General features: G+C 48.6%; 18 protein-coding genes. 8 read left to right on the forward strand and 10 right to left on the reverse strand.

Annotation, left to right across the window (positions count from 1 at the left end; genetic code table 11):
* Positions 1-34: 34 nt before the first annotated feature.
* On the reverse strand, positions 35-4,480 hold the full coding sequence (locus tag K7G97_RS01125; protein WP_223041135.1) for a glucosyltransferase domain-containing protein: 4,446 nt from the start codon (positions 4,478-4,480) through the stop codon (positions 35-37).
* A 183-nt stretch (positions 4,481-4,663) separates the two neighbouring features.
* Between K7G97_RS01125 and ypfJ the strand changes: the two genes are divergently transcribed.
* Positions 4,664-5,506, forward strand: a complete 843-nt coding sequence (ypfJ, locus tag K7G97_RS01130) for a KPN_02809 family neutral zinc metallopeptidase (protein WP_223041136.1) — start codon at positions 4,664-4,666, stop codon at positions 5,504-5,506.
* 82 nt (positions 5,507-5,588) lie between these two features.
* Positions 5,589-5,756, forward strand: a complete 168-nt coding sequence (locus K7G97_RS01135; RefSeq protein ID WP_223041137.1) for a hypothetical protein — start codon at positions 5,589-5,591, stop codon at positions 5,754-5,756.
* Between the two features lie 61 nt (positions 5,757-5,817).
* Here the strand turns inward: K7G97_RS01135 and K7G97_RS01140 are convergent, their stop codons facing one another.
* Together K7G97_RS01140 and K7G97_RS01145 are read right to left on the reverse strand one after the other, a co-directional pair.
* Positions 5,818-6,186 (reverse strand): nuclear transport factor 2 family protein, encoded by a 369-nt coding sequence (locus K7G97_RS01140; RefSeq protein ID WP_223041138.1) that lies wholly within the window; start codon positions 6,184-6,186, stop codon positions 5,818-5,820.
* Between the two features lie 22 nt (positions 6,187-6,208).
* Positions 6,209-6,691, reverse strand: a complete 483-nt coding sequence (locus K7G97_RS01145; RefSeq protein ID WP_064300467.1) for an Rrf2 family transcriptional regulator — start codon at positions 6,689-6,691, stop codon at positions 6,209-6,211.
* Between the two features lie 209 nt (positions 6,692-6,900).
* Here K7G97_RS01145 and cydD point away from each other — a divergent pair, with 209 nt between their 5' ends.
* The 3 genes from cydD (at position 6,901) to K7G97_RS01160 (ending at position 11,287) form a co-directional block, all read left to right on the forward strand.
* Positions 6,901-8,631 (forward strand): thiol reductant ABC exporter subunit CydD, encoded by a 1,731-nt coding sequence (gene cydD, locus K7G97_RS01150; RefSeq protein ID WP_223041139.1) that lies wholly within the window; start codon positions 6,901-6,903, stop codon positions 8,629-8,631.
* A complete protein-coding gene (gene cydC, locus K7G97_RS01155; protein WP_223041140.1) occupies positions 8,628-10,337 on the forward strand; it encodes a thiol reductant ABC exporter subunit CydC in 1,710 nt (569 codons plus the stop codon). Before cydD ends, cydC begins: the two co-directional genes overlap by 4 nt.
* Positions 10,338-10,645: 308 nt before the next feature.
* Positions 10,646-11,287: a cyclase gene (locus tag K7G97_RS01160; RefSeq protein ID WP_223041141.1), complete on the forward strand. Its 642-nt coding sequence runs from the start codon at positions 10,646-10,648 to the stop codon at positions 11,285-11,287.
* A 40-nt stretch (positions 11,288-11,327) separates the two neighbouring features.
* On the opposite strand, the gene kynB is transcribed toward K7G97_RS01160, so the two are convergent.
* From kynB to kynU, 4 genes are read right to left on the reverse strand one after another with little or no spacing between them, the layout of a single operon-like run.
* On the reverse strand, positions 11,328-11,951 hold the full coding sequence (gene kynB, locus K7G97_RS01165; RefSeq protein ID WP_223041142.1) for an arylformamidase: 624 nt from the start codon (positions 11,949-11,951) through the stop codon (positions 11,328-11,330).
* A 13-nt stretch (positions 11,952-11,964) separates the two neighbouring features.
* Positions 11,965-12,804: a tryptophan 2,3-dioxygenase gene (gene kynA / locus K7G97_RS01170; RefSeq protein ID WP_195866223.1), complete on the reverse strand. Its 840-nt coding sequence runs from the start codon at positions 12,802-12,804 to the stop codon at positions 11,965-11,967.
* Positions 12,805-12,827: 23 nt separating this feature from the next.
* Positions 12,828-14,207 carry an amino acid permease gene (locus K7G97_RS01175; protein ID WP_152995538.1) on the reverse strand — a complete coding sequence of 460 codons (1,380 nt, stop codon included), beginning with the start codon at positions 14,205-14,207 and terminating at the stop codon, positions 12,828-12,830.
* Positions 14,208-14,217: 10 nt separating this feature from the next.
* Complete coding sequence (gene kynU, locus K7G97_RS01180; protein WP_223041143.1) at positions 14,218-15,495, reverse strand: kynureninase; 1,278 nt, start codon at positions 15,493-15,495, stop codon at positions 14,218-14,220.
* Positions 15,496-15,603: 108 nt separating this feature from the next.
* Between kynU and K7G97_RS01185 the strand changes: the two genes are divergently transcribed.
* From K7G97_RS01185 to K7G97_RS01195, 3 genes are all read left to right on the forward strand, one after another.
* Positions 15,604-16,233, forward strand: a complete 630-nt coding sequence (locus tag K7G97_RS01185) for a TetR/AcrR family transcriptional regulator (RefSeq protein ID WP_064300475.1) — start codon at positions 15,604-15,606, stop codon at positions 16,231-16,233.
* A gap of 49 nt (positions 16,234-16,282) precedes the next feature.
* Positions 16,283-16,735 carry a DUF4385 domain-containing protein gene (locus K7G97_RS01190; protein ID WP_056064504.1) on the forward strand — a complete coding sequence of 151 codons (453 nt, stop codon included), beginning with the start codon at positions 16,283-16,285 and terminating at the stop codon, positions 16,733-16,735.
* A 67-nt stretch (positions 16,736-16,802) separates the two neighbouring features.
* On the forward strand, positions 16,803-17,102 hold the full coding sequence (locus K7G97_RS01195) for a hypothetical protein (RefSeq protein ID WP_058265445.1): 300 nt from the start codon (positions 16,803-16,805) through the stop codon (positions 17,100-17,102).
* 79 nt (positions 17,103-17,181) lie between these two features.
* Here the strand turns inward: K7G97_RS01195 and K7G97_RS01200 are convergent, their stop codons facing one another.
* From K7G97_RS01200 to K7G97_RS01210, 3 genes are all read right to left on the reverse strand, one after another.
* Complete coding sequence (locus tag K7G97_RS01200; RefSeq protein ID WP_223041144.1) at positions 17,182-18,378, reverse strand: MFS transporter; 1,197 nt, start codon at positions 18,376-18,378, stop codon at positions 17,182-17,184.
* Between the two features lie 361 nt (positions 18,379-18,739).
* Complete coding sequence (locus tag K7G97_RS01205; RefSeq protein WP_223041145.1) at positions 18,740-19,801, reverse strand: acyltransferase family protein; 1,062 nt, start codon at positions 19,799-19,801, stop codon at positions 18,740-18,742.
* Positions 19,798-21,564, reverse strand: a complete 1,767-nt coding sequence (locus K7G97_RS01210; RefSeq protein ID WP_262415778.1) for a CDP-glycerol glycerophosphotransferase family protein — start codon at positions 21,562-21,564, stop codon at positions 19,798-19,800. Before K7G97_RS01210 ends, K7G97_RS01205 begins: the two co-directional genes overlap by 4 nt.
* Between the last annotated feature and the right edge of the window lie 189 nt (positions 21,565-21,753).

Here is a 21,753-nt window from a genome sequence, read left to right on the forward strand (position 1 = left end):
ATCCGTGGGATCTCCATTGTCCTTTTTCGATACACTATTTCTGTTTTCGTTTTAGACGAGGAAGACGTTGCTTGAACACGGACGATAGACGTTGTCGGATAGCTAGACCCCGAGTGCTTGTCATGAAATAAATCAACAAGATACTAAGTGGGAGCGCTAAAACGAGAATGGTCAGTCCGGTATAATAAATCGGGCGCAATACGACAGTCACATGTGCCGCCTTTTCGTTCGAACGATACAACTGACTGACGCCGTTTAATGCCGTGTCACCACGCATCGTTTCCTGATCTGTCTGGAGCTTAAATAACGGTGTCGGAGAATCATTGACCGTAAAGCGACCGAGTGGCGCATCACTGTTTATATCTCGTCCCATCTGTGAGGCAGCGACGTCAAGCGCACGGGCAGGTTCTGTTGCGAACAGCGTACCGCTTTGCTCGGAGAGAACGAGTTGATCGACTAGAATCAGTTGATCGTACGGTAGCACTTCTAAATTCTTCAGACGCAATTGCCCAGCCTTTTTCTCATTTCCGCGCGTCCAGATATGCAGTTGCATCCTGACAGTCTTCTTCGGTGGAATGACGATTTGTTCATAATGGTTCCACTGCTTCTTTTTCTTTTCTTCGACTTCATTGATGAAATCCGTACCGATGACACGATCATCTTTATCCAGGTAATACACTTTGAGGTGTCGTTGACGGACGTTCTTGCTGACTGCGTCGAACTGGATCAAATATTCGTGATACGGTTTCACTTTCATTTTTTGCGAGGCATAAATATACCAGTCACAGGAGCAGGTCGGCTCATAATCAATCGTATAGCCATCTTCGGTCTCACTCGCGTCGAACATATCGTCCGTGATCGAGACGCACGTCGCACAATTTGCTGCTGCTTCCGGAGCGGCGAGGGCTTTATCGGTGACGATCTCGTTCGGGTCGAACTTGTGTAGATCCTTCCACTCGACGAGCGACGGCACCTTGCTTGCATAGGACAGCTCTAGCTGATAGCGTCCCTTCTTGAGTGGGATATCGGACAACTTGACCTCGTATAACGTTTGGTAGACATCACTCAACTCTGTCATCCGGTACGGAAACGCTAAGTGTAGCGGATCGTACGTCACCGTCTGATTCCCGATCTGCTGTTGATGTTTGTGACCATTTAGAATATCAGCACGAGACAAAGCGCGTTCGAAGACGACCTGCTTTCCGTCTCGGATTTTGACAGTGATTCGACCATCGTTGCCTGGCGGTGGAGTCAACATCAATTGGAGCTGATAATCGGTCGCTTCGCGAATATCGATCGAACGCTGTAAACGTCCACGTTGCGCAGCGACTCCTTTCCCAAAGCTCAGTCCAGGATAGTTTCGTTCCGACTGCAAGTGACCGGTGTAATCGAATCCGGTCTCTGCCTCGAGTACCATCAAGGTCTTCGTGAAGGCGAGTGTATCATCGACGCGTTTTCGTAAAGCAGTCAGCTTTTCTTCCGGAATCAGAACGATATTTTGGATGGCATTGAAGCCTTCCGTGTTCGTCACACTGAGCGTCGCAGGACCGCTCGGCGTCGTGAACGAACCGAGCGGAACCCAAGCGAGTTTAGCACCGGATCGTTGTCGAGTTGGAATCGTGACGCCTCGTTTGTTGAAGGTCAAATCGAGTTGACCACCTTTTTGGTTCAGCAGCACGCGGGCAAAACCAGCGTAACGACCGGCTGGCAGGTCTTTCGTCATCGTAAACGTGTTCGGAATCATATAATCCTCATAGCTGAATATTTTAATATCGTGGACCCACCAGTACGTTTTCCGCTCAGGACGCTGGAAGCTGAGTAGATCAATCCGCATCGTTTTTGCGTTTCGCGGTGTGACATATTCACCTTGCAAGTGAATCGCATCGACATCACCGGAATCACGCGGAGCGACGACATACGTTTGATTCAGCTCGCGATCCTTCTCATCAAAAAACCGGACCTTGACGTGGAGCCGGTCGACCCCACGACCGCTCGCTGTAATATCGAAGCGGTAGGCGTTATTCGATCGTGCCGGTAGCTTACCGGATTTCGCGACTTGCCAGATGTATTTCGGATCACCTTCCGCAACTTCCGCATGAAGGACAGGCAGATTATTATCTTTTGACATCGGATTCGGAGACAAGTCGACGATGTCTGGGTTATCGGCTTTGAAGAACGTCTCATCCTCAAGCATCGAATTAAAGGAGGCGACCTGCTTCGCCTTTAATCCATCTAATTTGTAGACCGGCGCGTCAATTCGGGCGGAAGCAAACGAGAGACCGATCCCGTCTCCAAAATCGAGGTCAAACGACGGATTCGTCATCCCTTGCGTCCGTAAATACCAGCGCCAATCATTGTTGGCGAGAAACGTCTTACCCCAGTTCAGGAAGGCATTGGCTGAATCAATCGCATCGAACGGTTTCCAGTAGTATTCGTCCGGCACTTGGCTGAGAACAAGGTCGTTTTCCTCGATCATCTCGACGATATCACCCTTCTTCATCCAGGAGAGGCTATCCTGATGTGCCTGTGTCGCATACAAAATCGATTGACGACCAAGATTGTAGCCAGCCAGTGTCGGATAACTGATTGACCGTTCGAGTCCATAAGGGGTCAACATCAACTGTGGAACGGTCCGGGTATCGAGCGGTGCAATCAAGTCGAATAAGGTGAACAAGCCGACTTGTTTCGTCTTCACGAGATCCCGTTGTTCCTGCAGAACCTTTAGATTGAAGTCTTGTCGGTCCTTCATCCCCGTGTATTCATCACGGTAGGCGAATTGCTTCAATCCGAATGCTTTTGCGATCTGTCCGGCTTGTTCCGAGCGACCGGTGTCGAGTAGATATTGCATGAACGTCATCATGTAACCAATCGTCGGTGATGCTCCTTCATGGTGAAAGACGGTATCGTGTGCCGACGTATAGACTTGTACGTCACCCGTAGCCTTGATTTCGCCACCTTTTCGTGGATTTTGATTCCAGCGTGGAGTCGCGATGCCGGTACTTGGTTGCGTCATCTCGTCCGCAATCGGGAATTGCAACCACTTCCCATCGACTTCTTCTTGGATAGCCGTGTATTCCTTAGGCATCTTGACCGGGTGATAAAAACCTTCCATATAGACAGTCCGGTAAGGGAGAAAAAAACAGGCGATGACGATTAGTGTTCCGACGATTGAGACGACCCGGTACAACTTCAGTGGAATCGTCCGAGATGCACGGGTGAAGACAGCATTTAATCCAACGGCGAGCAACAAACTGTAACTGACCATTAAGAGACCAACTAGCTTATTCGGATCGCGGAACATCGCACCAATCAACGGTGTCTTCGTCACGAACAGAACAAATGCATCGGCAACTTGTTCATGGGTACCGGTCGCAAAGACGATCAGCGGAATCGCAAGCAGACTAAAGAACAGATGGATCGGTTGCCGATACGCGACGACGGCTCCTAGCAAGATGAGTAAAAGCGTGATCGCACCACCAATCCAAAACGTCAGCGGTAACGTCGTCAAATCAAACATCGGCCACCAGTAGCTCGTTAAGAATAAAACGTTCGCCCAGCTCGAGTGTCGGCTGAACAACATCAATGTATCAGAGACATTGATATTATGTTGTGAAGCTTGTGAGCCAGTCAGAATCGAGCCGACGTACATCAAGAACCAATATCCATTGAATAGTAGAAATACGAGACCAAATGCACAGGTCGCTCGGACGTAAAACCACAGTAACGACGACCAAATCCGTTCTTTGCGACGCGTCCAACTTGTCTTTAGGAAAATGAGTCCGACCATGATTCCCATATAAATCAGCGAGAAAAAGAAATAATGGATCCCCGCCGCCATGAAGGCGAAGACGATCGATAGTCCGGTGATATCAATCCATGTCCGTCGCCTCAACCGATCAGATAAACGAAAACCAGGATCGAGCTGTTCCCGAAACTTCGGGTCGAAGATATTGAAGAACAACATCAAAGCGTAAGGAAAGACGGAATAGCCACATAGTAAATAGATATGTTGAATTCGCGTAATCACCCACGGGTTTAAGGCATAAAACAACGCAGCAATCGCGAAGGCAATCAGTGAGAGATAAGAAAAGTGCTTCGAGACATAAACGGAATGGAGCCGTTTCGTAAAAGCGAACATCGATAAAGCAGAGATCGTTAACAGTCCGATGATGAATGACTTGATCAAGACAGGACCGGATGAGCCAAACAATAGACTGAGTACATAAAACGGTAGAATGTAGAGCAATCGTGCGACATTCAGAAGCGTCGTCGTACTCCAACGGTTGTTCCAGGCACCGTAGATTTCTTCTAAATAGCGATGGGAGGACAGTCCGAAAGACATGTCGCTGAACGTCACCATACCAGAACGAAACAATGGGAAGCTATAAGCTAAGATGAATAAAAACATACCAGATAGGACAAGGATGTCCTTACGATACGTATACATGAAGTTCTTGAGGTGTTGACGGAACGAGTGCATCGGACAACTCCTTTCTGCGAAAATCCGTGCTGAACTTCTTCTCTACAGGAGGGCGATATTCCTAGAAATGGATGTACTTATTTTAGCAATAAATATGAGAAGGAACGTCCACCCTAAGACGGAGCGTTACGGACGATTCCTTTTGGGTAAAGACCTACAACGAAACGAGTAGGAGGAAAGCGCATGAAATGGAAGGGAAGAGAACGGAGTTCAAACGTTGAGGATCGACGGGGAATGGGCGGGAAAGGAATCGCCGGCATCGGTGGTGGTGTCGGAATCATCCTGCTGATCGTCATCACCTTGATGGGCGGTAATCCAGCTGAATTACTCGGAGACTTAACCGGTGGGGATCAGCAAAATACGACGTATGAAGAAACAGCACAGGAAAAAGAAGCAGCGGACTTCGTCTCCGTCGTCTTAGCGGATACGGAACGGGTCTGGACGAAGGAATTTAAAGAAGATGGCAAAACATATAAAGAACCAAAGCTCGTCTTATATACGGATCAAGTCAGTTCGGCTTGCGGACAAGCAGGGAAGTCCGTTGGTCCCTTTTATTGTCCCGGTGATCAGAAATTATACATTGATTTAAGCTTTTATGATGAACTGCAGACGAAGTACGGAGCACCGGGCGATTTTGCGATGGCATATGTCATTGCGCACGAAGTCGGACACCATGTCCAGACGTTACTTGGAAAGTCGGACGAGATCATGCCACTTCGAGAGCAAATGAGTGAGGAGAAGTTCAACAAGTACCTCGTTCGATTCGAGCTACAGGCCGATTATTATGCCGGCGTCTGGGCGCATCATGCGCAAGGCGAAAACTTGCTCGAAGAAGGCGATCTTGAAGAAGCGTTGACGGCAGCGAATGCTGTCGGGGATGATACGTTACAAGAGAAGGGACAAGGATATGTCGTACCGGAAAGTTTCACCCACGGCACATCGGCACAGCGGGAGCGTTGGTTCAAAAAAGGTTTTGATAACGGCACGATCGAAGGCGGAGACACATTCAAAGCGAAGAATCTATAGGATAGAAAACGACATTCCTTTTGAAACATCTTCCAATCGTTTCCGTAAAGAAGAGGGAAGGATTCAAAGGGGAGTGTCGAAGTTGAAGCACATCAGTCTATTTTTATTGCTCTATACGGCTGTCGTTATAATGACGTACATCGTGTCACGATTTGCGCCGGACTTGTTGATCTACATGGTCTATTTCGCCATTGCGTCATTACTTGTCATCACAGGCTATTTGTTGAAACGACTCATACTAAAGCGCTAAATACCAAAAAACCTGTGTTCTGCTTGCGCGGAACACAGGTTTTTGTTGTTTAAAAGCCATCTTATGAACGGAACATCTTCGGATCATCTGGAACGTTCTCCAGGTAAGCGATTCGTCCGTTTTCATCGAGACGTGCGATATCTTTTCCGTCTTGCGTGAAGACACTACCGTCTGCCCGTTTTCCGCAAACTGCCCAGCGTGTTTCGTACGTTCCGGGTGTTGTTTCTTCCCAGCCTGCGTACATGTGCTTAATATCCTGATTCGCCGTGAACACATGACGGACGAATTGTTTCCAGGCGTCGATGCCGTGTTGTGGTTGTCCGTTCAGGACGAACGTGATGTCTGTCGTGAATAAGGAAACGAGATCCTCAAAAGCTTGTTCATCTGTGCGAGACGCGTCGAATAAGTCAAAATAACGATTCAATACCATAGTAAAAACCTCTTTCTGTTCATTAAAGTGTCATCATCCGGTCTGTGATTAACGCATGCAATCGTTCTAAATGTTCCGGTGGACAGGAGGCGTCGATTGCTTGACGGATCGAGCCAATCGATTCGCGCTTCAACGTCGATTGCCACGCCTCTTCCGCCTCTGTCATTAGATTCGAGAGTAGACCGATTTCCTGTTCCTGAATTCCCATCAAATCCTCAAAGACACCGCTTGACGCATACAACGTCTGCTTGCCCTCGATCGCTTGATAAACGTCAAAGATTTGAATTTCGTCTGCCGGACGCCGTAAGCGAAAGCCGCCTTTGACACCCGGGACGGAATACAACAGATCCGCCTGGACGAGTTTTCGTAAGAGCTTTTGAAAATAAGTCGGCGAGGCACCGAGTTGCTGGCTGATGAATTCACCGGGCAACACAGCGCGATCCGGAAGGAAGGTCAAGAGCAACATCGCGTAGACGGATTGTTCGACCCCGGTTTTCATTTGCATGAGAAGTCCCCCTTTCATTAAATGTGGATAATGTATATCCATAATAGTTTTATTTGAAAGAATTGTCGAGTCATATGCTCTCACAAAACCGTCACACCTTTTCGACAGCATCTGCATGGCATCCCCGTTCCGGATTCGGTATACTAAATGTACGATATGTGAAAATATTCACTAAAAGTCGTTCACACTTTGTGAAAGGACGTTTGTATATGAATCCATTAAAAGGAATCGTCCAGATTCCACGCAGTATTCTCATTCAATTCATTATTGCAGCTTTCCTAATGGGGGTTGCGGTCGTCGGTCAATCGTACGGTATCGTGTTGACGGTCGATCGGATTTTCTTGAAAGAACAACCGTTTGAAGCCGTCATTCCGTTACTACTTGTCGTCCTCGGGATGCTGTTGCTCCGGGTCGCCGTGACGTATTGGAACGGTCGTCTCGGTACGACGTTATCGGCACACATGAAGCAGGCGCTTCGGGAAGCACTCGTCGCGAAATACACAGGTCGTTCGGTCGAGATGATGCTACAAGGGCAAGCGGGACAGAAGGTCAGTGTCTTGCTCGACGCTGTAGACGAGATGGACAGCTACTACAGTCAATACTTGCCGAAAGTCGTCCAGACGACGATCGTTCCCTTGATGGTCCTGATCGCGGCATTCAGCTATGACTGGATCACCGGTCTCGTCATGATGATCACGGCACCGTTCATTCCGTTGTTTTATATCATCATCGGCATCATGACGCAAAAGCGGGCCGATGCTCAACTCGAGAAGATGACGGCATTCTCGGGAACGTTCCTTGATACGTTGCAGGGACTGACGACCTTGAAGTTATTTGGTCGCGCGAAACGACAACGTGACGTCATCGAAAAAAGCAGTCTTGATTTCCGAGATGCGACGTTAACGGTCTTGAAGCTCGCCTTCTTGTCGTCGCTGATGCTTGAGTTCATCTCGATGCTCAGCATGGGAATGATTGCACTTGAAGTCAGTCTGCGCTTGATTTTGTTCCAAAGCATTACCTTCATCCCGGCGTTCTTGATGCTCGTGTTGGCACCAGAATACTATCTTTCCTTAAAAGAGATGGGAGCTGCCTTCCATACGGGACGAGGTAGTGTCGCGGCAGCGAAACAGATCGCAGCCGAACTAACAGCAGACGATCGTCCTGTTGCCTTTGGGCAATCAGAACTTTCGATGAACCGTCCACCACGAATCGTCTTGGATGAAGTTGATTTTACGTATCAAGAAGGACGCTTTGCCTTACAAGACGTGACACTTGCGATTGAACCGTATCAAAAGGTGGCGTTGATCGGTCGCAGTGGTGCCGGTAAGTCGACTGTCTTACAGTTGATTGCCGGACTCGCGGATCCAAAAGAAGGACGGATTCTGCTCGACGGAATCGAGCGCAGTCAGGTGAAGGAAGCGAGCTGGTTCCGTCAGTTGAGCTACATCTCGCAGCATCCGTATCTGTATGCCGGAACGCTGGCAGAAAACATCGCGATTGGTGAACTTCGTCAAGCGAAGCCGGAAGAGATTTTTGAGGCGGCGCAGGCGGCAGGACTCGAGGAGTTGATTGCGACGTTACCTCAAGGGATTGATACAGTGATTGGAGAAGGTGGACGTGGTCTATCGGGTGGTGAGAAACAGCGCGTTGCGTTGGCACGCGCATTCTTGAAACGACCGAACGTCATCGTCTTTGATGAACCGACGACCGGACTCGACGTTAAAACAGAGCGACTGCTCCAACAAGCGATTGAACAGCTTGGACAAACAGCGACAGTCATTACTGTCGCACACCGTCTGCATACAATCGAGCGCTCAGATCAAATCGTCGTCCTCGACGGCGGACGAATCGTCGATCGTGGTACGCACGATGAACTACTTGGACGTGATTCGGAGTATGCCCGGATGCGTAGCGTCCAAAGAGGGGAGGAAACACGATGAAGGAACTACTAGGAGTCTTTCGGTTGATGGTGCATCAAAAACGCGATATCGCCTGGTCGATCTTCTTCGGTGTCCTCGCTGGAGTGACGGCGGTCGGGTTATTCGCAGCAAGTGGTTATCTGATTTCAAAGGCAGCTTTATTGCCACCGATTCAGACGCTTGCCGTCTTGATTGCGCTACAAAAAATCTCGAGTCTGACGCGCGCCGTCAGTCGATATGCAGAACGTTATTATTCGCACCGGGCGACGTTTACGATCCTCAGTGATATCCGGACGTCGTTCTACCGTCGACTCGAGCCGCTCGCGCCAGGAATTTTCGGCAAATACCGGAGTGGGGATTTACTTGCCCGGATCGTCGGGGACGTCGAAAGTCTACAAAATACGTTCTTACGTGTTCTCTATCCACCGATCGTCTTGTTGCTTGTATTCTTCTGTACGATCTTTTTCGTCAGTTTCTTCTCGTGGACGATTGCCGGGATTCTACTACTTGGTTTGATTCTGACCGGCTTCTTGATTCCGGGTTGGTTCGCGTATCGTGAACAACGTTTCGCACGTTCGGTCCGTGTCCGCCGTGGTGATCTGTCGACAGAAGTGACAGAGTTGTTCCAAGGCTATCGGGATTTAAAGATTTACCAGCAACTTGATCAAAAAGAACAGGACTTGAATGCTGTCGCGAAACGGTATGTCGAGGAAGAAAAACGGAATGGGTTACATGCTGTCTCGAACTTGGCCTTGAATACGATGGTGACGCTGATCATCTCTTGGCTCGTTCTTGGTGTCGGTGCCTATCTCGTCGCGAGTGGACAACTCGAAGGGGTCTTCCTCGCTTTACTCGTCATGACATCGTTGACCGTTTTCGAGAATGCGGCACCGATGGCGATTTTACCGGGCTTCTTCGAAGATAGCCGGCATGCTGCGAAACGACTTGATGAAGTCGTGACCGAGCAAGAAGAGCCAGTCTATGACACGTTTGTTCTCGATCAGGCACCATCCTTTGAAACGAACGCGTTGACGTTCACTTTCCCTGATGCACCGCGTCCGGTCTTACGTGACGTCACCGTCTCGATTCCTGCCGGCAAGAAGACGGCGATCGTCGGGGCGAGTGGTTCCGGGAAATCCACGTTACTTCAATTGATGTTACGGATGTATCCAGCGGACGGATTAACAATTGCAGGTCAAGAGAGTCAGACGGTTGATCCGGAAGGACTGTGGCAACACGCAAATGTCGTGCTGCAACAGAATCATTACTTTTATGGAACGCTTCGCGATAATCTATTGCTTGCGAACGAAGCAGCAACGGACGAGGCGATGCGTCAAGCACTCGATGATGTTGGGTTAACGACGTTCGAATTAAACGATCGTGTATTCGAAAAAGGCGAGAACTTGTCTGGAGGAGAAAAACAACGCTTAGCGATTGCTCGTGTCCTTTTGCGGGAAGCGTCGCTTTACTTGCTTGACGAACCGACGTCTTCCGTCGATGCTTTGACGGAACAGATGATTCTCGATCGGTTGTTCGCACGGGCAGAGGACGCGACACTTGTTCTCGTCAGCCACCGGTTAGCGGGTCTTGAAGCGATGGATCAAATCATCGTCATGGATCAAGGTCACGTCATCGAAGTCGGAACATATACCGAATTGATGGCGCGACAAGGAGCGTTCTATGAATTAAAACAAGTCGAACAGTCTGTGTTTGCTCCGATTGGCTAATAAGTAGTAAAAGATAGAGGTTAATCAACAACTATTTGACGAACAGAAGGTCGTTTTCCGAATGAAAAATCGGAAAGCGACCTTTTTTGTTAAATGGGAGAAGAAGCAGATTCATCCTCGACTCCTACAGGAAAAGAAAGCAACAAAGTAGCTTTCGTCAGGGATAGATAAGCCTGTGGAAAGCGAGGATGATATAAGAAGATGGTTTCTTACATCACACTACTTCTTCATGAAATAAGAAAGAGTCAAAAAGACATGACAGTCTACCTCTGAAATGGTAAAGTCTAGAAAAAACGCGGAGGGATTTCATGCGCATTACACAATCATCTATCGTCGTCGATCAGACGAACGTTTCATATGATCATTTTCAAATGAGATCCAAACAGGTCTGCTTCTTGATTTCGGGAGCATCGTACCTATACGATCATCCTTACTTTTACTACAGTCGAATGGCATTACTAGCACGAGGCATCGATGTCATCTGTATTCACTATGTGACAGAAGAGCTCTTTTCGATGACAGACGCAGAATCGAATATGTGCATGACGCGCCGGGTCGACGCCGTCGTCTCAGAAGTGCTTGCGACGAATTCGTATGAAAACGTTCAGTTCATTGCGAAGTCGTTAGGAACGATTCCGTTAGCGGCATTGCTTGCTAAGCCGAATCTACAGACAGCACGCTTCGTCTTCTTAACACCCGTTCTTGAAACCGAAGTGGTCGAACAAATCGCCAATTCGTCACAAACTGGACTCCTTGTCATCGGAACAGCCGATAAGTTTTATGATGAAGCGGCACTTGAAACGTGTCGCACCTCACAACTGACGATTGATGTCATCGAAGGAGCGAATCATTCCCTAGATCAAGGATTCGAGGTCGATCCATCGCTTGCGATCCTCGGACACGTCGTTCGTCAAATCGAAGCCAATTTGTTCGAACCACTACCTAAGTAACAAAAAATCCGTCCAGCAGAGCGCCTGCTGGACGGATTTTTTAGTATGGACGAAGTAAGGCACGGACGGGACTACCGTCGCCATCGACGAGCGGGAGTGGGACGGCGTTGAGGTGGTAATCACCAGGCGTGATCGCATCGAGAACGAGTCCTTCAAGGATATGGACTCCATGCTGCGCCAGTACGTGATGGGCTGCCATTTCCTTGCTATCGATCGCATCGACGCTTGGTAAGTCGAGACCAATCAGCGAAATCCCGAGTTCTCCGAGACGCTCAGCAAGACTTGGCGTCAAGACGGGAATCGTTTCTGGGAAAGTTGATTTGTCCATCCAACCATCCGTTTTGATGATCAAGCGCTGGACATCATTTAGCTCAAAGCCGTCTAAATCAGCGGCTGTGATTTCTGTACGACCTGGTAAGTAAATGACGCGCGCATGTCCGATGTAGAGATCCGGATCAAGATCGATGATTTTTTGTCCGGCATCGTCAAAATGAAACGGCGCGTCGACATGAGTGCCAGTATGCAGACTCATCGTTACCTTTCCGACGTTGACGGAACCGGTGTCTGCCTTATTCCATGTCAATGTCGCTTCAAACGGTGTATCTCCCGGCCACGTCGTGACGTGGCGATCAAGTGGTTGTGAAACATCAATCCATCGTGTCATCGCTTCATCCTCCTCATAATGTCGTGCGGACTGACCACAGTTCCGGGAAGAATCGGTGGTCGAGCACACGTCGTAGATAACTGACGCCAGAAGAACCGCCCGTTCCTGGCTTTTGTCCGATGATCCGTTCGACGGTACTCATATGGTTAAAGCGCCACATCTGCTGTTGGCTCCCGATATCAAGTAGTTTTTCACCGAGCTCATACAGATCCCAGTATTGTTCGACATCCCGATAGACGCTTGCCCAAGCCGCCTCGACACTTGCATTCGGCGTCCAGTCTTGCGTGACATCACGCTCAAGGACGGATTGGTCGATCGGTAGCCCATGGCGCGCCATCGCCCGGATCGTTTCGTCGTAGATGCTTGGTGTCTTCAAGTCTTCGAGCATCATCGGATAGAGTGTTTCGTCATGCGCATACACTTTTAGCATCTGCTCATTCTTAAAACCGAGCGCGAATTCGATTTGACGGTTTTGATACGATTGGAAACCGGACGAGTGCCCAAGCGCATCACGGAATTCCAGATATTCGGCAGGGGTCAAGGTCGACAAGACATTCCACGACTGAATCAACTGGTGCTGAATCTTTGAGATACGTGCGAGCATCTTAAACGATGATTCGAGATCATCGTTTGCGACCGCTTGCGTCGCTGCTCGCATCTCATGCAGGATCAGCTTCATCCAGAGTTCGCTCGTTTGATGAATGATGATGAACAGCATCTCGTCATGATGCCCCGATAAGCGATGTTGACTCGTAAGCAATGGATCTAGTTGCAAATAATCCCCGTAGGACATATCTTTTTTAAAATCCGTTTGAATCGATGCTTCAATAGACGTAGGATCTGTCTTTGTCATTCCCATTCATCCCCTTTATCATATTAATTCAGTTTTCGTTTTTCAGCGGTCTGTGGTTGTTCCGGATGCGCCCGTTTCCAGAAGAAATAGGCGATCGATAAGAACACTAACCACGGTACACCAAACTTCAAGACGATTTGGAAATCCGTGAACCATGTCGTTAGGACGAGTGCGAATAACAACAATGCACCGAGGGCAGTCAGATACGGATAGCCCATCATCCGAACCGGTAACGTCCGTCCACCTTCACGTTCCCAGGCTTTACGGAAGTACAGATGGGAGATGAAAATCATGAACCATGTGAAAATCGCCCCGAACATCGAAATCCCCATCATGAATGGATAAGAGACGCTCGATTGACTGCTGATGATCGCTGCGAGAAAAATGCCGAGTGTCGATAAGGCGAGTGCGAAGAGCGGTACACCTTTTCGATTCAAGCGTCCAAATACTTTTGGCGCATACGTTGCCTTCGATAACGAATACATCATCCGTGTCGAAGCATAGAGCTGACTGTTCATCGCAGACAATGCTGCCGTCAGGATGATGAAGTTCATGATGCCGCCTGCATATGGAATCGATAGCATCTCCATTACTTTAACGAACGGACTTTGATCGACACCGCCCGCTTGTTGCCAAGGGACAATCATCAACATCAAAGCAATCGTGACGACATAAAACGTCGAGAGACGGAAGACCGTCGCTTTTAATGCTTTCGGTACGGCGACGTCCGGGTCCTTCGCTTCACCGGCAGTGACAGCAATCAATTCCGTGCCGAGGAAGCTGAACAGAGAGATGAAGATCGCGATCCAGAGACCTGAGAAGCCGAACGGCATGAAACCACCGTCGTTCGTGAAGTTTTGTGGACCAATCTCAGGACTTGGACTACCAATGACCAAGTAGGCACCGAGCAGGATGAATAGCAAGATGGCACTGATTTTAATGACTGAGAACCAGTATTCGAAGGTCGCGAACGTATTGACTGTCGTGGCATTGATGTAAATCAACGCGGCAGCGAATACGAGAATCCAGACGACCCCGGGAACATCGGGGAACCAGTATTTCATATAGATGGCGATCGCACTGACTTCGACGCCGATCGCAAGAACATTTGCGATCCAGTATGAATAGCGGACGAGAAAACCCGCATATGGACTAATGTATCGTTCGGCAATCGTACCGAACGAGCCAGATGTCGGATGGGCAACCGTCATTTCAGCGAGACAGCCCATTAAAAGTAGGACGATGAAGGCACCGACTGCGTAACTGATCAGAACACTCGGTCCGGCAAGTCCGATCGCAAGCCCACTTCCGAGGAAAAGACCGGTTCCGATCGCACAGCCCATCGCAATCATCGTGAGTTGGCGTGTCTTGAGTTCACGCCGTAGTTCAGTAGGTTGTTCCATGGTGTACTCCTTAAGCAACGACTTCGCGTTCATTCGCGAAACGTTCGTATTCTTTATCTTTCATGATTCGTTTGAGTGTCGCGACGACGTCATAGACATCGGTAAACGTATTGTAGAGCGCGACGGGTGCTAGACGGACGATGTTTGGCGCCCGGAAATCAGGGATAATCCGATTTTCCTTGAGTGCTTTACAAATCCGTGCTGCTTCCGGATGCTCGAGGCTGAGATGCGCCCCGCGGCGTTTATCGTCGATCGGATTTCCGATGACGAAACCGTACGGTGTGAGTTCCTGCTCGACGAGTTCCATCATGTACTGCGTCAACGCGAGTGATTTTGTCCGAACGGCTTCGATACCGACTTCGTCAAACATCTCTAATGCACCGATTTGTGGAGCAAGACTTAAGACGTGTGGTGTCCCGATCTGGAAGGCACCGGCATGCGCCGCCGGTGTCATCGTATGATCCATATCGAACTGCTTATCCTTGCGCGAACCAAACCAGCCCGTCAGACCAGGCAACGTTCCGAAATGACGTTCGTGAACGAATAATCCACCAACCGTTCCAGGACCACCGTTCAAGTGTTTGTAATTACACCAGTAGGCAAAGTCGACGCCCCAGTCATGGAACGCGTGGGGAACGGCTCCGACGGAATGACAACCATCAAAACCAATCAGGATGCCACGGTCGTGTGCCGCCTTCGTCAAACGCTCCATGTCGAGAATTTGTCCGCTTCGGTAAAGCACGGCCGGTAAGACGATCAACGCAATATCGTCTGTCATCGCATCAATGATATCGTCTTCTTCTAAAAAGCGACCGTCCCGACTCGGAACTTGGACGAGGTGTGTCTCCGGATCCAGTCCACGTAAGCGAAGTTGACTTTGGAGGGCATAGATGTCTGACGGGAACGTCAGCGCGTCCGCTAAAATCTTGTCTCGTCTCTCTGTTGGTTGGAAGAATGTCGCGACGAGTTGATGGAGATTGACGGTCGTCGAACCAGTGACCATGACTTCTTCTGCTTGTGCGCCGATGAGCGGAGCGTTGAGAGCAGCGAGACGTTCCGATAATTCGAACCAAGGATGACGTCCTTTCATCCAGCCATCGATCCCGAGTTCTTTCCAGTCTGATAGCGACTCGAGCAACGTCTTCTCGGCACGCTTCGACAATAAGCCGAGCGAGTTTCCGTCCATATAGATACTACCCGGTTGCAGATAAAACTCATCACGATAGGCGGCGAGTGCATCTTGCTCGTCCCGAGCAGCAGCGTCGCTCCGTTTTGCTTGCAGTGTCATACGTCATCCTCCTCAAATGAATGCTCAATCAATTTTGACAAAAGCGTAGCAAACAAATTGACATTGTGTCAATATTATCGAATAGAGAAAACAAAAGGAGTGAAGGACATGTCATCTTCTCAACCAGAAAAAATCGATAAACGTCATCTGCGCACGGTGCGGACACGCGAAAAACTGTTGAGTGCGGCACGTGACGTCTTCTTAGAACAAGGGTTTCAAACGGCAACGATTTCACAAGTAATCAAACAAGCTGGCGTCGGCTACGGAACAGCCTATGTCCATTTCGAAGGGAAAGATGAGCTGCTCGTCGTCCTGATGGAAGATGTCATGAGCCGCTTCCACGCGATCGCGGAACGAACATTCGAACCGACGACGCCGCTAGAGGCAAAGGAACGCATCGTGACGCAAGCGACGGATTTCTTACGTCTCGCGGAAGAAGAACGAGCGATACTACGGATTGTCGAACAAGCAATCGGCGTGTCTTACATCGTCCGTGCGAAATGGAAAGCGATTCGGGAACGGTTCATTGATCGGATCAGTCAGGATATCCAGTATGCGCAGGAGACAGGACTTGCGCGGCAGGATGTCGACTCGAAACTCGTCGCCCGTGGTTGGTTCTTTGCGAATGAGATGTATTTATTCGAAGTCGTCCGCGAAGAGGCGACAGCGACGATCGAAGAGATTGCGCACGTCTTAGCGACGATTTATACGCAAGGACTCTACCGGATCGAGGATTGATGAACGGACGGGAAGGGAACGTTTCGAAGTAGAAGGGAGCGTGACCGGGATGGCGTTTGATTACGACCTCGATTTCAAGACGACGGATTTTCGTAAGGAGCCGGAAAAGTACCGGGTTGGACGCGGGGAGCAAGGGGTCTTACTCGTCGAACCTTACAAAAGTGAGATTTTGCCGCATTGGCGTTTCAAGACGCCGGACATTGCGAAGGAATCGTCTGAGAAAATTTATGAGATGTATTTAGCTTATAAAGAAGACGGGGACTTCGTCGGCATGGATATGGCACGGAAGTTCATTCAGATGGGACATACGCGCGCACGACGTTACGCGAACTATAAGGGTGGGCGTAAATATAAAGATAAAGAGACCAAAGAACTGCACACGCGCGAGATCGACGAAGAAAAAGCAAAATCTGCGGCCATCTTCCAAGAAAAATGGGATTTGATCCGGGCAGATGAAGAATATCTTGAACTTAAACGTGCGCATCAAAAGCAGTACGGATAAATCATTTCAAAATAAAGGGAATCAATTCAAATCATGCGATACTGAAAAGAAAACGGGAGGTATCGGTATGAACCGTTGGTGGGTTCCACTGTATCCGATTGGTCTGTTTTTACTGGTCGATCACTTTTTCTATAATATTTCAGTGACATGGCTTATCGTGCTCGGTGTCGTGAGCATCCTGTTGAGTGTCCGTCCGAAGCGACCATCCTTTTCTTCGTATCGTCCGTTAATGATTGGAACACTTTTAATCGGCTGCGGTCTGATGCCGTGGTTGACGCTAGATTTTACAGGAATCGTCTTCGTTTTCTTGTTAACAGAAATCGTCGCGAAACTGCTTGTGTCAAGAACAGAGGAACAATCCGTATGACGGACGAATATCGTTAAACGAAATAGCCTCGACTGCTCTGTCCGATGGGATGGAGCAATCGAGGCTATTTTTGATTCGTTTAAGAACTTTGTTCGACCTTGGCAATCAATTGTGCTTGACGTTTTTGCCAGATGAATGATCCGATGAACGTCACGACGAGGAAAATCAGACCGAGTGCAAACGGATAGAGAATGTTGACGTCATACAGGACACCCGCAAGCGTTGGTCCGAGCACGTTCCCGATGCTCATGTAGGCGTTGTTCATTCCCATAGCAAAGCCTTGCTCATTACCAGCGAGTTTTGAAATCATCGTATTCAAGACGGGACGTAAAATTGATGTCGCAAGGAAGATGACGAGAGTGATCGCAAAGAATCCACCGTAACTTGATGTCAATAATGACAACAGGAAGCCAAGCGCTGCGATGAACAGGAATAGGTTCAAGACCTTTCCTTCTCCGAGACTACGAGATAACTTATCGACGATGAAGATTTGAGCAATGACACTGATGATCCCGGTCGACGTCACCATGATCGCGATGTCTTTCGGTGAAGCACCGAATTGGTCATCGACGAAGAGACCAAGGACTGATTCGTATGCCATGAGACCAAAGCTCATGACGAGTGTAATGACGAGTGGGACGAAGTACGGTTTCTTAAACGACGTCCCGAGTTTTCGAAGCATCGACCCTTCGTCTGGTGCCATCGCCGTAGCATCGTGCTGTTCGCTTTCTTGAAGCAATAAGACGCTGAATAGGACAGCGAGACCCGAGACGATTGCTGAGACGAGTAACGGCAATTTTAAGTCATACTCGGCAAGGAAACCACCGATTCCAGGACCGATGACGATTCCGAGTGACATCGCAGCTGAGACGTAACTGTTTCCTTTTGCGCGTTGATCCATCGTTGTGATGTCCGCGACGTAAGCAAAAATCGCTGGAATCAGAAGTGCAGCACCGGCACCGCCGATTGCGCGCGAGATGTAGAGGACCGTGACGGAATTGGAGAAATAGAAGACAAACATCGAGAGCGTCAAGCCGATCAATCCATAGATGATCATCTTGCGACGACCGTATTGGTCCGCCCATTTTCCGGCAATCGGTGACATGACGAGTTGTGCCCCGGCAAAGATGGCGATCATTAACCCAGCCGCCGTCCCACCTTGTCCAATCGAAGCTAAGTAAGCGGGTAGAATCGGAATGATGATCCCGAAGCTCCCGACCGCAATAAACATATTGATCATGAGGACCGTTAATTTTTTTCGTTGATCCGCGTGCAAGGGGACCCCTTCTTTCGACCCGCTTTCTGTAAGCGGTTATTTGTTTCACCTTCATTATCTTAGATTCAAGCTAAAGCGCCTGTCAACGCAGACGAGTCGAGGATTCGAAAAAGGGGCTGACTCAAAAAAAGAATGACGCGTCTTTTCACGCCCTTTCCTCAGGCGAGACACAAGCCAGCTTTCCTGCTTCATTTGAGCAGGAAAGCTGATCTTGTTTGTCTCTGACAGCGCATAAATGCGCTTTTCCTGTAGGGGTGGCGTGTGACGCGTCATTTTTTTGTCATGAGATAAGGTAGCAGATCATCATTCTGCCACCCTTATCTTTGTAGAGACTGACTTTTGAGTCAGCACCGGTTCAGACTTATTGTTCTTTTTTTAATAACCATTTGATGTTCGGTGACAGCAACGGTCGGAAGATTGTCACGACGGGGCGACTCGACAGCAACCAGACGAATCCGGTAGCGAGCAAGAAGGACAGTCCGATTAGTAACAGTGGCGACTCCGTAATGGCTGGTGGAACCGAATCACGGAACAAACGGACGATGAACGAGTGAATCAAGTAGATCGCAAGCGTCTGGATGCCGATCTGATCGAATCGATCTCCAAATGACCGGTGCGGCACGAGCAACAAGACCGAGAAGATCATAATCGTACTGACGGCATAGAGGAACAATTGAATCGCTGCTCCCTTCAGAAGCGAGACTTCAAATTCCCCGTAGGTGTCGCGGTAGAAGAGCCAGACCGTATCAAATCCGTTTTTCGTCCAGACAATCATGAAGACGACAATCAAGAGCGAGACGATTAGTCCGGTCAGTCGACCGATCGGTGCCGTCATCTGCTTTCGCCAGCCGGCGTCAGTCAGCCAACCGCGCTCTTTGACGAGGTAACCCATCAAAAAGAACGGATAAAAACTGACGACTTTTTGTAACGACAGGAAGTTCGTGATTGAATCTGGGTTGGCATTGATCAATAAGGCAAATAAGACACTCACGATCAGCGGGAAACGCATCACCTGGAATGCCGGTGTGACGGTTTGCCAAATGATGATCCCAAGAAGATACCAAAGCGTCCAATTCGGAACGAGCGGATGGAGTAGCCCATCGAGCATCTCACGTAAGGAATCATCCTGCGTATAGGACAAATAGATTTCGTGAATCGATTGCCAGATGAAATATAGGGCAACGAAGGCGAGGATGCGTTGAGGTCGAACTTGTTTGAAAAAGTAGCCGCTCATGAAGATGAAGGCGGGCATGTGCAACAAGTAAATGACGTTATACGCCATCCTCACACTATCGTTTCCCGGTAAATCACGGAACGTCTCGATCAAATGACCGAAGACGACCATGAAGATGAGTAAGACCTTATAGTTCCCAAGCCAATGATCGTACGCTGGTGTGGTCACTGGTTTGATGGAGCGATTCATTTTTTCTCACCCAGAAGGATTTGATCAACGAACCGGGCGCTCGATTTCCCGTCTTGATGTTCAAAGAAATACTCTGCGAATGCTTTGACGTTATGCATTTCGAAGTCTTTGTTTTTAATCCGTTCAATCAATTCGTCCGATGTCTTGACGATTGGACCCGGAACGAATTCTTCGAAGTCGTAATAGAAATCACGTTTTGAGATGTAGTCCTCAAGGTCATACGCGAAGAACAACATCGGTCGATTCAATAGGGAGAACTCGAAACACGTTGATGAGTAATCCGTAATCAAGATGTCTGAGACGAACAGCAACTCATTGATTTCACGATGATCCGTCAAATCGAGGAAGAAGTCAGCGTAGACTTCCGGAATCTCCATCCGGCGGCGGATGAATGGATGCAGTTTAAGGACGAAGACGTACTCCTCATGAAGTGCTTCGTACAGCGCATCGAGATCAAGTTGATCAAAATCATAATAGGCACTCTTCGCACCATTTCCTCGGAACGTCGGTGCGAACATGATGACTTTCTTTTGTTTGAAGATGGGATATTCCTCATAGATACGTGCTTTTGCTTCCTCGATGAACGGTTGATCGAAGAACATATCCGTCCGTGGAATACCGGTCGCGATGACTTGATCTTCCCGTAACCCGAAGCCTTCAGCATAATGACGGGCGACATTATGGGAGCTGACGATCGCTTTCGTATAGTTTCGATGACTGAGCGAGTTCGCGCTTGGACCACCTGGTTTTCCGAGGCGGCTGTACCCGAATGTCTTGAAGGCGCCGACGGCATGCCAGACTTGAACCAAATCACTGCCTTTACGAATGTTCAACGGATAGATCATCGGATAGAAGTCATCGACCAGAATCGTTTTTGCTGTCGCTAAATGGTATGGCAAGGCAAATTTGTCACGCCAATCACGACGAGACTGAAGATTTGGTTTGAAGAAGGTCTTCACATCGAGATCGAGATCACGACGCTTGACTTCATCCAAGATATAAGCAAAGTTCCCACTGATATCACTCCGTGAATCCGAAGCGAGGATGACTTTGTTCTCTTGGATTGGTTGCGTCCATTTCGTGACGTTATAAATCGCCTTGAAGGTGAAACGACGAAACTTGAACGCGCGCTTTTTCATATTCTTTTTCCACTTCTTATAGCGATCGATGACTTGGATTAGACGTTTCGATTCGCCTTTCTTCAGGGAATGGAAACCTAAAGAGTTGCTGTATTCCGAATACTGCACGACAAGTTCATATTCGAGTAAGATCAAGGCGTTACTGTGTTTTGTATCGACGCGGTAAGCGACCGGGATTAACGAACGCGTATCACCAAAAGGCGCTTCATGTAAGATCGTTTTTCCTTGGACGATGGCGAAGAACGCATCAAAATAGCCCATCGGCAGTGGACGACCGGTCGGCGTGATATGATTCAGGTTCAATTCGCCCGTAAAGGCTTCTTCCGTCCAGTCACCTTCGAACGGAAAGCGGCAAATGAACGTCCGTTTGTTTCGTTTATTACGAAAGACGATGGCACGTTCAAGCGGTATTAATGCTTCAGTAGGTTCAGACTGAATATACTCATCGTCATGTTCCTCAAGTTCAGGTTGCTGTTGCGATGTAGGATTTTCAAATAACGTTTGTTCGGCACGCAATAAATCAGCCAATCCACTTAAACGTGCTTCGAAACGAAACGTCGTTCCAGCTAATTCCAAGTAGGTGACCTCAGCATGTAAAGTAGGGGTCAGTGTCTCTTCGATCAAAACCATCTCTCCTCGCTCAAATAATTACAATGCATTTACACAATCATGATAGATTTTTAAATTTTACGTGAACATAGTATAGTGAAACTAGAAATCACCACTCATTATATCGTGAGACATTAAAATTAATAGGGATTTCTTTATTTTTTTGTGTTTTTGTAAAATAACACTTCAACACAGACTGCATCA

The organism is Exiguobacterium acetylicum (assembly GCF_019890935.1).
Taxonomy (GTDB): Bacteria; Bacillota; Bacilli; order Exiguobacteriales; family Exiguobacteriaceae; genus Exiguobacterium_A; species Exiguobacterium_A abrahamii.

What these genes read in the sequence shown, in the direction of transcription:
- kynB (WP_223041142.1), bottom strand. Translation starts at nt 11,951, where the DNA reads ATGACACGATGGATTGATGTTTCACAACCACTTGATCGCCACGTCACG.
- K7G97_RS01145 (WP_064300467.1), bottom strand. Translation starts at nt 6,691, where the DNA reads ATGCAAATGAAAACCGGGGTCGAACAATCCGTCTACGCGATGTTGCTC.
- K7G97_RS01160 (WP_223041141.1), top strand. Translation starts at nt 10,646, where the DNA reads ATGCGCATTACACAATCATCTATCGTCGTCGATCAGACGAACGTTTCA.
- K7G97_RS01195 (WP_058265445.1), top strand. Translation starts at nt 16,803, where the DNA reads ATGAACCGTTGGTGGGTTCCACTGTATCCGATTGGTCTGTTTTTACTG.
- K7G97_RS01190 (WP_056064504.1), top strand. Translation starts at nt 16,283, where the DNA reads ATGGCGTTTGATTACGACCTCGATTTCAAGACGACGGATTTTCGTAAG.
- K7G97_RS01175 (WP_152995538.1), bottom strand. Translation starts at nt 14,207, where the DNA reads ATGGAACAACCTACTGAACTACGGCGTGAACTCAAGACACGCCAACTC.
- K7G97_RS01140 (WP_223041138.1), bottom strand. Translation starts at nt 6,186, where the DNA reads ATGGTATTGAATCGTTATTTTGACTTATTCGACGCGTCTCGCACAGAT.
- K7G97_RS01205 (WP_223041145.1), bottom strand. Translation starts at nt 19,801, where the DNA reads ATGAATCGCTCCATCAAACCAGTGACCACACCAGCGTACGATCATTGG.
- kynU (WP_223041143.1), bottom strand. Translation starts at nt 15,495, where the DNA reads ATGACACTGCAAGCAAAACGGAGCGACGCTGCTGCTCGGGACGAGCAA.
- kynA (WP_195866223.1), bottom strand. Translation starts at nt 12,804, where the DNA reads ATGACAAAGACAGATCCTACGTCTATTGAAGCATCGATTCAAACGGAT.
- ypfJ (WP_223041136.1), top strand. Translation starts at nt 4,664, where the DNA reads ATGAAATGGAAGGGAAGAGAACGGAGTTCAAACGTTGAGGATCGACGG.
- cydC (WP_223041140.1), top strand. Translation starts at nt 8,628, where the DNA reads ATGAAGGAACTACTAGGAGTCTTTCGGTTGATGGTGCATCAAAAACGC.
- K7G97_RS01185 (WP_064300475.1), top strand. Translation starts at nt 15,604, where the DNA reads ATGTCATCTTCTCAACCAGAAAAAATCGATAAACGTCATCTGCGCACG.
- cydD (WP_223041139.1), top strand. Translation starts at nt 6,901, where the DNA reads ATGAATCCATTAAAAGGAATCGTCCAGATTCCACGCAGTATTCTCATT.
- K7G97_RS01125 (WP_223041135.1), bottom strand. Translation starts at nt 4,480, where the DNA reads ATGCACTCGTTCCGTCAACACCTCAAGAACTTCATGTATACGTATCGT.